The organism is Stenotrophomonas sp. GZD-301 (assembly GCF_049310345.1).
GTDB lineage: Bacteria > Pseudomonadota > Gammaproteobacteria > Xanthomonadales > Xanthomonadaceae > Stenotrophomonas.
Genome location: NZ_JBMOWY010000037.1, coordinates 40,182 through 50,698 on the forward strand (window position 1 = coordinate 40,182; position 10,517 = coordinate 50,698).

The 10,517-nt window shown below is 69.1% G+C and carries 11 protein-coding genes; 6 read left to right on the forward strand and 5 right to left on the reverse strand.

The window, feature by feature from the left end; all coding sequences use genetic code 11:
* The first annotated feature begins 79 nt into the window (after positions 1-79).
* Positions 80-703, forward strand: coding sequence for a ribosome biogenesis GTP-binding protein YihA/YsxC (yihA, locus tag ACO6VK_RS09990; RefSeq protein WP_017354770.1), 624 nt, complete (start codon positions 80-82; stop codon positions 701-703).
* Positions 704-1,094: 391 nt separating this feature from the next.
* On the opposite strand, the gene ACO6VK_RS09995 is transcribed toward yihA, so the two are convergent.
* The 3 genes from ACO6VK_RS09995 to ACO6VK_RS10005 all read right to left on the reverse strand — a co-directional run bounded on the left by ACO6VK_RS09995 (position 1,095) and on the right by ACO6VK_RS10005 (position 3,704).
* Positions 1,095-2,075 carry an MBL fold metallo-hydrolase gene (locus ACO6VK_RS09995; RefSeq protein ID WP_422506713.1) on the reverse strand — a complete coding sequence of 327 codons (981 nt, stop codon included), beginning with the start codon at positions 2,073-2,075 and terminating at the stop codon, positions 1,095-1,097.
* 100 nt (positions 2,076-2,175) lie between these two features.
* On the reverse strand, positions 2,176-3,006 hold the full coding sequence (locus ACO6VK_RS10000) for a helix-turn-helix domain-containing protein (RefSeq protein ID WP_422506714.1): 831 nt from the start codon (positions 3,004-3,006) through the stop codon (positions 2,176-2,178).
* Positions 3,006-3,704: a VIT1/CCC1 transporter family protein gene (locus ACO6VK_RS10005; protein WP_422506715.1), complete on the reverse strand. Its 699-nt coding sequence runs from the start codon at positions 3,702-3,704 to the stop codon at positions 3,006-3,008. Before ACO6VK_RS10005 ends, ACO6VK_RS10000 begins: the two co-directional genes overlap by 1 nt.
* A gap of 190 nt (positions 3,705-3,894) precedes the next feature.
* On the opposite strand from ACO6VK_RS10005, the gene ACO6VK_RS10010 reads away from it, so the two are divergent.
* Positions 3,895-5,259 carry a glutamate--cysteine ligase gene (locus tag ACO6VK_RS10010; RefSeq protein ID WP_422506716.1) on the forward strand — a complete coding sequence of 455 codons (1,365 nt, stop codon included), beginning with the start codon at positions 3,895-3,897 and terminating at the stop codon, positions 5,257-5,259.
* 90 nt (positions 5,260-5,349) lie between these two features.
* On the opposite strand, the gene ACO6VK_RS10015 is transcribed toward ACO6VK_RS10010, so the two are convergent.
* Entirely contained in the window at positions 5,350-5,682 is a 333-nt protein-coding gene (locus ACO6VK_RS10015) for an EmrE family multidrug efflux SMR transporter (RefSeq protein ID WP_411852132.1), read from the reverse strand.
* Between the two features lie 89 nt (positions 5,683-5,771).
* Positions 5,772-6,833 (reverse strand): NAD(P)-dependent alcohol dehydrogenase, encoded by a 1,062-nt coding sequence (locus tag ACO6VK_RS10020; RefSeq protein ID WP_422506717.1) that lies wholly within the window; start codon positions 6,831-6,833, stop codon positions 5,772-5,774.
* 106 nt (positions 6,834-6,939) lie between these two features.
* Here ACO6VK_RS10020 and ACO6VK_RS10025 point away from each other — a divergent pair, with 106 nt between their 5' ends.
* From ACO6VK_RS10025 to ACO6VK_RS10040, 4 genes are all read left to right on the forward strand, one after another.
* A complete protein-coding gene (locus ACO6VK_RS10025; RefSeq protein WP_422506718.1) occupies positions 6,940-7,830 on the forward strand; it encodes a LysR family transcriptional regulator in 891 nt (296 codons plus the stop codon).
* A gap of 167 nt (positions 7,831-7,997) precedes the next feature.
* Positions 7,998-8,597 carry a hypothetical protein gene (locus ACO6VK_RS10030; RefSeq protein WP_422506719.1) on the forward strand — a complete coding sequence of 200 codons (600 nt, stop codon included), beginning with the start codon at positions 7,998-8,000 and terminating at the stop codon, positions 8,595-8,597.
* A 78-nt stretch (positions 8,598-8,675) separates the two neighbouring features.
* On the forward strand, positions 8,676-9,092 hold the full coding sequence (locus ACO6VK_RS10035; protein WP_422506720.1) for a DUF2231 domain-containing protein: 417 nt from the start codon (positions 8,676-8,678) through the stop codon (positions 9,090-9,092).
* On the forward strand, positions 9,089-10,438 hold the full coding sequence (locus tag ACO6VK_RS10040; protein WP_422506721.1) for a PQQ-dependent sugar dehydrogenase: 1,350 nt from the start codon (positions 9,089-9,091) through the stop codon (positions 10,436-10,438). The genes ACO6VK_RS10035 and ACO6VK_RS10040 overlap by 4 nt, the downstream gene beginning before the upstream one ends.
* The last annotated feature ends 79 nt before the right edge of the window (positions 10,439-10,517 follow it).

A 10,517-nucleotide genomic window follows, 5' to 3' on the forward strand; every position in this document is an offset into this window, starting at 1 on the left:
ACGCCACGGTCAACGCAGCAGTGCAGCAAAACCGGGCCGTGGCAGCGCGTTGGCGCCCCGGACATGCGATCCTATGCCCATGTCATTGCTCCTCGAACGTGCCCATTACCTGCTTTCGGCCCACAACACCCGGCAATTGCCGGAGGATGTCGGGGCCGAAGTCGCCTTTGCCGGGCGCTCCAACGCCGGCAAATCCAGCGCCCTCAACGCCCTGACCCGCCAGAACAGCCTGGCCCGGGTCTCCAAGACCCCCGGCCGCACCCAGCAGCTGGTGTTCTTCGAGGTCACCCCGGACGCCAAGCTGGTCGATCTGCCCGGGTATGGCTACGCCAAGGTGCCGCTGGACCTCCAGGCCCACTGGCAGGCCTTCATCGACCAGTACTTCCGCACCCGCGAGGCCCTGCGTGGCCTGGTGGTGGTGATGGACATCCGCCACCCGCTGAAGGACTACGACCGCCAGATGCTGGCCTACGCGGTCCAGCGCGGCCTGCCGGCGCACGCGCTGCTGACCAAGGCCGACAAGCTTGGCCGCGGCCAGCAGGGCATCGCCCTGCAGAAGGTGCGCAAGGAACTGCAGTCCTCGTTCGGCGACACCGTCAGCGTGCAGACCTTCTCCGGCCCGGCCCGCCAGGGCGTGGACGAGGCCCGCGGCATCATCGGCGGCTGGCTCGGCCTGAACAAGCCGGCCCCGGAAACCGCCTGACCGGCGCAGGGCGCCGACCGCTGGTCGGCTGCCGCTCGGTAGAGCCGACCGTTGGTCGGCTGTCGCTCGGTAGAGCCGACCGTTGGTCGGCTGTCGCCTGGTAGAGCCGACCGTTGGTCGGCTGTCGCACGCCGCGCGGGATCTTGATTACCCATCAGAAGCAGCCGACCGTTGGTCGGCTCTACCCGGCGGTGTGCGTGGTCTGACCGGAGGGCAGCCGACCAACGGTCGGCTCTACCCTGGGGTGTGCGTGGTCTGACCCGAGGGCAGCCGACCAACGGTCGGCTCTACCCGGGTGTGTGCGTGGTCTGACCGGAGAGCAGCCGACCAACGGTCGGCTCTACCGGGGTGTGCGTGGGCTGACCGGAGGGCAGCCGACCAACGGTCGGCTCTACCGTTGCGCGGGCAGGGGGGTGAACTCGCCGGGGACCCAGGCGAACGCGTCGCCTTCGCGGCGGACGTGGCCCAGGCCCGGGAACGGCAGGTGCGCGCCGGCGACCCACCAGCCCTGGTCGGCCGCCTCGGCCATCATCCGGCGGCGGCTGGCGATGGCGGCGTCGCGGTCGCTGTCCGCTTCATACGCGGCCGTGGGCTGGGCGAACTGCACGGCATGGAAATGCACGATGTCGCCCCAGACCAGCAACGCCTGGCCCTGCCCGGCGTCGATCTTCCAGGACACATGGCCGGGGGTATGGCCGTGGCTGTCCAGCGCGCTCACGCCGGTCGGCAGCGCCTGCCCGGGACGGAAACGACGCAGTTTTCCCGCCGCCTCATACGGCGCCACCGCCTTGCGTGCCAGCGCGAAGGCGAAGCGTACGCCCTGCGGTGCGCTGGCTTCGCTGGCCGGGTCCAGCCAGTAGCCGGCATCGGCGGCCGACAGCCAGACCGTGGCGTTGGGATAGGCGGTGCCACCCTGTGCATCCAGCAGGCCGCACAGATGGTCCGGATGGGCGTGGGTGAGCAGCACGTCATCGACGTCGGCCGGGTCGTAGCCGGCCGCGCGCAGGTTGCCCAGCACCTGGCCCAGGCCGGGGCCGAAGCACTGGGCGGTGCCGGTGTCGACCAGGGTCAGGTGGTTGCCGCGCTGGACCAGGTAGGCGTTGACCGCGGTCTGCAGGCCCTTGCCATCCTCGGGCACGTAACGATGGTCGAGCAGGCGGGTGACCGCGCCGGGGGCGATGCCCACCAGCTCCTGGCGGCCCAGTGCGACAGTGCCGTCGAACAGCGCGGTGACCTGCACCGTCCCGATCTGCTGGTGGTAGACGCCCGGCACCTGCGTGCGCGGCAGGTGGGACGTGGTGGCGAAGGCAGGGCCGGCGACGGCGGCCAGCAACAGGGCGGCGGCGAGCAGACGAACGCGGGGGAAGGGCATGTGGATCTCCATACGCGGCGGCAGCGCCGCGGTAGGCCCATGCTGCGCGAGGGCAGCGCCGCATTCCGCTCAGAATGCATCGCGATCCGCTCGCGACCGCTCAGCTGTTGCCGATCGCGGCCGGCTCCAGGCCGTAACGTGCGGCGAAGCGCTTGCTGAAGCTGGCCAGCGAGCGGTAGCCCACGCGTGCGGCCACGGTCTTCAACGGCAGGCGCGTGGTGTAGAGCAGGTTCATCGCGTGGGCCAGGCGTGCGTCGGCGATCAGCTCGCGCATGCTGGAGCGTTCGCCGGCCAGGCGCCGGCGCAGCGTGGCGCCGCTCAGCCCGAGCTGCTGCTCGAAATCGCGCGATTGCCAGTCGCGCTCCGGCTGCGCGGCGATCAGGTCGCGGATGCGCTCGCCCAGGCTCGGCTCGGGCGGCACCAGCAGGCTGCCGTGACCGCCGCGGCAGAACGCCACCACCAGCGATGCCAGGGCCAGCCGCGCCTCGGTGTACCGCCCCTGTTCCAGCGCATGGCGCCATTGCCGCAGGTGGTCGGCATGCGCGTCGAGCGGCAGGCGCGCCAGCGCATCGCCGGCCTCCGGCAGCGGCTCGTTCCACAGCACCCGTGCAGCCGACAGCGCTTCGCCGCACAGCGGCACGATCGCACTGAGGTACAGGCCGGAGTCCGGGTCGGGGATGTTGACCACATCGATGCGGCAGCGCCGGGTGATCAGGAACAGGTCGCCCGGCGCCAGCGCCAGCGACTGCTGCCCGGTGCGCACCTGCTTGCGCCCCTGCAGCAGGATCGCGAACTGCGGCTGCGGAATGTCCACCGACGAGGCGCCGTGTTCGCGGCGCGCGGTGATGCAGGCATAGCCGTCGGCGCGCTGGCAGTCGGCCAGGCTCGCCATCTCGGCCAACAGGGACTCAGGGGGTGTGCGGGTATCCATTACAGCGCAGTATCGAACAACTGGCCGATCGCTGCGGCCGCCGCCATCGCCAGCGCGCCCCAGAACATCACGCGCAGTGCGCCGCGCAGGGGCCGTGCGCCACCGACGCGGGCCGCGATCGCGCCGGTCAGGCCCAGCCCGACCAGGGTGACGGCGGTGGTGATCTGCGCCACCTGCGCGTGCGGGGCGAGCAGCGCGGTCACCACCGGCAGCGCGGCGCCGGCCGTGAACGCGCCGGCCGAGGCCAGTGCCGCCTGTATCGGCCGGGCGCGCAGTTCCTCGGTGATGCCCAGCTCGTCGCGCGCGTGCGCACCCAGCGCATCGTGCGCGGTGAGCTGCACCGCGACCTCGTGGGCCAGCTCGGCCGTCAGCCCCCGATGCCGGTAGATCGCGGCCAGCTCCTGCAGTTCGCTGTGCGGGTCGTCATGCAGCTCGCGCTTCTCCACCACGAGGTCGGCCTGCTCGGTATCGGCCTGGGACTGCACCGACACATACTCGCCGGCCGCCATCGACATCGCCCCGGCCACGGTGCCGGCGATGCCGGTGGTCAGTACGGTGGTGGCCGATGCGCCGCTGGCGGCGATGCCGACCACCAGCCCGGCCACCGAGACGATGCCGTCGTTGGCGCCGAGCACGGCCGCGCGCAGCCAACCGACGCGGTCGGAGCGGTGGACTTCCGGATGGCGGGATCTGCTCATGCCTACAGTCTAGGGTGGGCAGGGCGGGGACGGCGGAATGACTCGCAGCAGCGTCAAGTCCTTCCCAGTGGGATGCTGAAAACCGTCACGGTGACGCGACGGTGGGGGACGCCACGATATAGTGCGCCCTTGCGATGCCGGGGCGCGGTCCCCACATCCCCGCCCTGACCAGAATCCTGCGAGCCTCCCCTTGTCGAGCCCCAGCCACGTCGCCGAGACGCCGATCACCGACCGAAATGAACTGGTCGCCACGCTGGCCTCCGGCGAGAAGCCCAAGGCGCAGTGGCGCATCGGCACCGAGCACGAGAAGTTCGGCTTCCGCCTGGACGACCTGCGTCCGCCGACCTTCGACGGCGACCGCGGCATCGAGGCCCTGCTCAACGGCTTGACCCGCTTCGGCTGGGCACCGGTGCAGGAAGGCGGCCGCACCATCGCGCTGCTGCGTGACAACGCCTCGGTGACGCTGGAGCCGGCCGGCCAGCTGGAACTGTCCGGTGCAGCGCTGGAAACCATCCACCAGACCTGCGTGGAAACCGGCACCCACCTCAATGAAGTGGCGCAGGTGGCCGGCGAGCTTCAGCTGGGCTTCCTCGGCATGGGCTTCCAGCCGAAATGGCGGCGCGACGAGATGCCGTGGATGCCCAAGGGGCGCTACCGGATCATGCGCGACTACATGCCCAAGGTCGGCTCGCTCGGCCTGGACATGATGACCCGCACCTGCACGGTGCAGGTCAATCTGGACTACGCCACCGAAGCGGACATGGTGAAGAAGTTCCGCGTGTCGCTGGCGCTGCAGCCGATCGCCACGGCGCTGTTCGCCGACTCGCCGTTCACCGAAGGCCAGCCGAACGGCTACCAGAGCTACCGCTCGCACATCTGGACCGATACCGATGCCGACCGCACCGGCATGCTGGACTTCGTGTTCGAGGACGGCTTCGGCTACGAGCGGTATGTGGACTACCTGCTCGACGTGCCGATGTACTTCTCCTACCGCGATGGCGTGTACCACGACGCCAGCGGCCAGAGCTTCCGCGATTTCATGGTGGGCAAGCTGCCGGTGCTGCCGGGCCAGCTGCCGACGCTGCGCGACTGGTCCGATCACATGACCACCGCCTTCCCCGAAGTGCGCCTGAAGAAGTACCTGGAAATGCGCGGTGCCGATGGCGGGCCGTGGAACCGCCTGTGCGCGCTGCCGGCGTTCTGGGTGGGCCTGCTCTACGACGATGCCGCACTGGATGCGGCCTGGGACCTGGTCCGCGATTTCAGCCTGGCCGAGCGCCACGCGCTGCGCGACGGCGTGCCGCGTCATGCATTGAAGCTGCCGTTCCGTGGCGGCACCGTGCGTGACCTTGCGCGCGAAGCGGTGAAGATCGCCGTGGCCGGCCTGCAGCGCCGTGCCGCACGCAACGCCGACGGCCAGGACGAAAGCCACTTCCTGGACGTGCTGCAGGAAATCGTCGATTCCGGCCTGACCCCTGCCGACCGCAAGCTGGCGCTGTTCCACGGCGAGTGGAACGGCAGCATCGACCCGGTCTTCAAACAGTTCGCCTACTGAGGATCAGGGCGGGTACCGACCGCCCTTGAAATGGTGGGTACCGACCGCCCTTGACATGGTGGGTACCGACCGTTGGTCGGTACGCTTTTCTCAATGGGCGGACGCCTTCGAGAACAGATTGATCACCGCCACGCCGGCCACGATCAGGCCCATGCCGATCAGCGCCGGCGCATCCAGTTTCTGCTTGAACACCGCCCAGCCGATCAGCGAGATCAGCACGATGCCCGCACCGGACCAGATCGCGTAGGCGATCCCGGTGGGGATGGATTTGAGCGTGAGCGCGAGCAGATAGAAGGCGGCGGCATAGCCGACCACGGTGCCGACCGAGGGCCACAACCGGGTAAAGCCGTCGGAGGCTTTCAGCAGGCTGGTGGCGATCACCTCGAACACAATCGCAAGGCCCAGCAGAACATACACATTCATGGCGCGCGCACCGGTTGGACGATGCGCGCATTGTACGGGCGTGCCCGTGCAGCGCCGGACGCTGCAGCAGCGTCCGGCGCAGACCATGTTCAGGCGGCCTGTGCACCAAGCGTGGCCATGTCGATCACGAAGCGGTAGCGCACATCGTTGCGCGCCATGCGCTCCCAGGCTTCGTTGACGGTCTTGATGTCGATCACTTCCACATCGCTGACGATGCCGTGCTCGGCGCAGAAGTCCATCATCTCCTGGGTCTCGGCCATGCCGCCGATCGCCGAGCCGGTGATGTGCTTGCGACCGAACATCATGGACGCGCCCATCAGCGGCGGGTCCAGTTCGGTCAGCACGCCGACCAGGCACATGGTCGCATCGCGCTTGAGCAGGGACATGTACGGGTTGGTGTCGTGGCTCACCGGAATGGTGTTGAGCAGGAAGTCGAAGCTGCCGGCATGCGCCTTCATCTGCGCCGGATCGCGCGACACCAGCACCTCATCGGCACCCAGACGCTTGGCATCGGCACCCTTTTCCGGGGTGGTGGTGATCATCACCACGGTGGCGCCCATCGCCTTGGCGAACTTCACGCCCATGTGGCCCAGCCCGCCCAGGCCGATCACGCCGACCTTCTGGCCGGGGCCGACCTTCCAGTGGCGCAGCGGCGAGTAGGTGGTGATGCCGGCGCACAGCAGCGGCGCGGCGGCTTTCAGGTCCAGCTTGTCGGACACCTTCACCACGAAGCGCTGCTCCACCACGATGTGGTCGGAGTAGCCGCCGAACGTCGGCTGGCCGCTGTCGCGTTCGGTGCTGTTGTAGGTGAAGGTGGCACCCTTCTGGCAGTACTGCTCCAGGTCCTGGTCGCAGGCATCGCAGTGGCGGCACGAATCGACCATGCAGCCCACGCCGGCGTGGTCGCCGACCTTGAAGCGGGTGACGTTGGCGCCGACCTCGGTGACCCGGCCGATGATCTCGTGGCCCGGCACCATCGGGAAGATCGAGCCGCCCCAGTCGTCGCGCGCCTGGTGCAGGTCGGAGTGGCAGATGCCGCTGTACAGGATCTGGATGCGGACATCGTCCGGGCCGACCGTGCGGCGCTCGAAGGAGAACGGCACCAGCGGGGCAGTCTGGTCGTGAACGGCATAACCGTGGGCGAGGGACATGGGGAATCCTTGGCAGGTTTGTAGAAAGGCGCTTTACAATACGCCCCGATGCTGTGCACAGGCAGTCAGGATATCGGCATGATTCATCAAGTGAGACTGGATAATCATGGTCACTGACAACCTCACCCACCTGGCCGCGTTCGCCGCCGTGGCGCGGCACCGCAGCTTCCGCCGTGCGGGGGCCGAATTGGCCCTGTCCACCTCGGCGGTCAGCTATGCGATCCGCGCGCTGGAAGAGCGCCTGGGGGTCGGCTTGTTCCACCGCACCACCCGCAGCGTGGCCCTCACTGAGGCCGGCCAGCGCCTGCTCGAACGGCTGCAGCCGGCGCTCGGTCAGGTTCATGACGCGCTGGAGGAGATGAACCACTTCCGCGCCGCACCGGCCGGGCTGCTGCGCATCAACGCCACCCGCGCCGCCGTGCATACCCAGCTCGGTCCGCGGCTGGCCCGCTTCCTGCGCAGCCATCCGGATGTGCGCATCGAGCTGGCCCAGGACGATGGGCTGGTCGATATCGTCGCCAACGGCTTCGACGCCGGCGTGCGGCTGCACGAGTTCGTTCCCGAGGACATGGTGGCGGTACCGCTCGGGCCGCCGTTGCGTGGGCTGATCGTTGGCGCGCCGGCGTATCTGCAGGACCGCGCAACGCCGCAGCATCCGCGCGATCTGGCCCACCACGAATGCGTGCGCTTCCGCTTCGCCAGTGGCCATCTGTACAAGTGGCAGTTTGATCGCGATGGCCAGGCGCTGGAGATCGACGTGCCGGGCCGGCTCACGCTCGGCGACCAGCACACCGTGCTGCAGGCGGTGCTGGATGGACTGGGACTGGCCTACGTGCTCGAAGACGCCGCGCGGCCGTATCTGGACGACGGCCGGCTGGTGGCCGTACTGGAAGACTGGAGCGAGCCGTTTCCCGGCTTCGTGCTGTATTACCCGCGCCAGCGGCAGATGTCCTCGGCGTTGCGCGCGTTCGTGGACATGCTGCGCGAGCCGGTGTGAGGCGCGCGCTGCACTGCGCGGCAGGGTGACCTTCTTCATGGCGACTTTCGTCACTGTGTCATGCCGGGTGCGCGGCACTACGCTGCGATCGAACCCCGTGCAGCGTCGCCATGACGCACTGCGCTGCATGGACCGGCAACACGCCATGCCATGACAAGGAGGATGCGATGCAGAACCAGCACCAGGACCAGGACCAGGACCACAACCAGGATCTTCGCCAGCGTGTGGCGACGTTGGAACGCCATGCCCGCCGCGGGCGCGTGATGGCCGCGACGATGTTCGCGCTCGGCGCATCTCTGGCACTGATCGGTACCACGGTGGCGCAGCCGGAGGCGCAGATCGTGCCGGAAATCCGCACGCACAAGCTCACCGTGGTGGACAGCGAGGGACGCACCCGCGTGCAGATCGCCGAAGACCCCGCCGACCACAACCGCAATGCGCGCGCGGCGGGCCTGACCATCTACGACATCACCGGCCACGAGCGCGGCGGCATCGGTACGATGGCCGACGGCAGTGCCGCCGTTGCCCTGGATGCGCCGCATGGCGTCGGCCACAAGATGCGCGATCGCGCCGGCATCAAAGTGGGGCCGGATGGGTCGGCGATGATCGTCACCATCTCCAACGCCGGGCAGTTCTCTGCCGGCCTGTACTCCAAGGGTGAAGAAGGCCGCCTGGAGCTGTCGCGCAGCGATGCGGCGGCCGACCAGATGGCCACGCGGGTGATCACCCAAAGCAGCGATACGTCCAAGGCGGGCAAGCTGCAGTAGCGCACCGACGCTCACAAGCTCCACACAGGCGGGTGGCAGCATGGCGACATCCCTGCCCCCGTCGTTGAGGAGAGTGTCATGGCATCGTCTGCCATCCGGGCCCGCGCCTGGTCCATCCATCCGGTCCACGCCGCCGTGCTCGGCGGCGTGCTGCCGCTGTTTCTCGGTGCGCTGCTGGCCGACTACGCCTACTGGAGCAGCTACGAGATCCAGTGGAGCAACTTCGCGTCCTGGCTGCTGATCGGCGCGATGGTGATGACCACCCTCGCACTGCTGTGTGCATTCGTCGGCCTGGCGCGTGGCAGCCGCCGGCTGGGCTACCTGCTGGTGCTGGTCGCCACCTGGATCGTGGGGTTCATCAACGCCCTGCATCACGCACGCGATGCCTGGGCGATCATGCCCACCGCGCTGCTGCTGTCGGCCGTGGCAACTGTGCTGGCGCTGGTGGCAACGTGGATCGGGTTTGCCAGCCTGCGCGTGGGAGGTGTGCGATGAACCGTCCTGTCGTCCGCGTGATCGCGGTATCGGTACTGGCCACGGCGCTGGCCGCCTGCGGCCAGGCACCGCAGATGCACCAGTACGGCAATGCGCCGGAGCTGCCGGCGCCGCACCGGGGGCTGATGCCGGACATGACCATCGCCAAACCGGCGACCTGGGGCGACCGCGTGCCGACCGTGCCGGACGGCTATCGCATCACCGCGATCGCCACCGACCTGGCGATCCCGCGGCAGACGCTGGTCCTGCCCAACGGCGACATTCTGGTGGCGGAGGGACGCGGTGGCAGCGCGCCCAATCTCAAGCCCAAGGACGTGATCGCCGGCCGCATCAAGGCCAAGGGCAACACCGCGGTGAAGGGCGGCAACCGCCTGACCCTGCTGCGCGATGCCGATGGCGATGGCGTCTATGAACTGAAGACCGTGTTTGCCGACAAACTCAATGCGCCCTATGGCCTGGCGCTGATCGGCAATGCGCTGTACGTGGCCAACCAGGATGCGCTGGTGCGCTTCGACTACCAGCCGGGCCAGACCCGCGCGGGTGGCGCGCCGGTCACGCTGACCACGCTGCCGTCCGCGATCAACCATCACTGGACCAAGTCGCTCGCCGCCAGTGCCGACGGCCGGTACCTGTACGTGGGCATCGGCTCCAACAGCAACATCACCGAGCGCGGCATGGCGGTGGAAGTGGACCGCGCGCGCGTCTGGCAGGTGGACGCCGCCACCGGCGCGCACCGCGACTATGCCACCGGCCTGCGCAACCCGACCGCGCTGGCCATCCAGCCCGGCACCGGTGCCCTGTGGGCGGTGGTCAACGAACGCGACGAGATCGGCCCGAACCTGGTGCCCGACTACCTCACCTCGGTGCGCGATGGCGGCTTCTACGGGTGGCCCTACAGTTACTGGGGCAAGCACCCGGATCGACGGGTGATGCCGCAGGACCCGGCCAAGGTCGCCTCGGCGCTCGTGCCCGATTACGCGCTGGGCTCGCACGTGGCCGCGCTCGGCGTGGCGTTCTCATCCCCGGCGATGGGCGCGCGCTTCGCCGACGGCGTGTTCGTGGGCGAGCACGGCAGCTGGAACCGCAACCCGCCGGTCGGCTACAAGGTGGTGTTCGTGCCGTTCCGCGAGGGTCGCCCGGCAGGCGATCCGATCGACATTGCGACCGGCTTCCACGGCGACGACGGGCTGACCCGCGGGCGTCCGGTGGGCGTCACGCTGGACCCGCGCGGCGCGCTGATCGTGGCCGATGATCTGGCCAACACGATCTGGCGGATTACCCCGAACGCGACCGCCGCGGCACCGGCTGCACCGGCCGTGCCCGCAGCGCCTGCCGGGACGCCGTAAGCGGCGCGGTTGCGGCCTGCCACCTGCCCACACGCAGGCGGCAGGCCACCGCACCGGACCGGCCCGGACCGCCTCCGGG

Coding starts and splice junctions, on each gene's coding strand:
- yihA (WP_017354770.1), top strand. CDS start 80: ATGTCATTGCTCCTCGAACGTGCCCATTACCTGCTTTCGGCCCACAAC.
- ACO6VK_RS09995 (WP_422506713.1), bottom strand. CDS start 2,075: ATGCCCTTCCCCCGCGTTCGTCTGCTCGCCGCCGCCCTGTTGCTGGCC.
- ACO6VK_RS10000 (WP_422506714.1), bottom strand. CDS start 3,006: ATGGATACCCGCACACCCCCTGAGTCCCTGTTGGCCGAGATGGCGAGC.
- ACO6VK_RS10005 (WP_422506715.1), bottom strand. CDS start 3,704: ATGAGCAGATCCCGCCATCCGGAAGTCCACCGCTCCGACCGCGTCGGT.
- ACO6VK_RS10015 (WP_411852132.1), bottom strand. CDS start 5,682: ATGAATGTGTATGTTCTGCTGGGCCTTGCGATTGTGTTCGAGGTGATC.
- ACO6VK_RS10020 (WP_422506717.1), bottom strand. CDS start 6,833: ATGTCCCTCGCCCACGGTTATGCCGTTCACGACCAGACTGCCCCGCTG.
- ACO6VK_RS10025 (WP_422506718.1), top strand. CDS start 6,940: ATGGTCACTGACAACCTCACCCACCTGGCCGCGTTCGCCGCCGTGGCG.
- ACO6VK_RS10030 (WP_422506719.1), top strand. CDS start 7,998: ATGCAGAACCAGCACCAGGACCAGGACCAGGACCACAACCAGGATCTT.
- ACO6VK_RS10035 (WP_422506720.1), top strand. CDS start 8,676: ATGGCATCGTCTGCCATCCGGGCCCGCGCCTGGTCCATCCATCCGGTC.
- ACO6VK_RS10040 (WP_422506721.1), top strand. CDS start 9,089: ATGAACCGTCCTGTCGTCCGCGTGATCGCGGTATCGGTACTGGCCACG.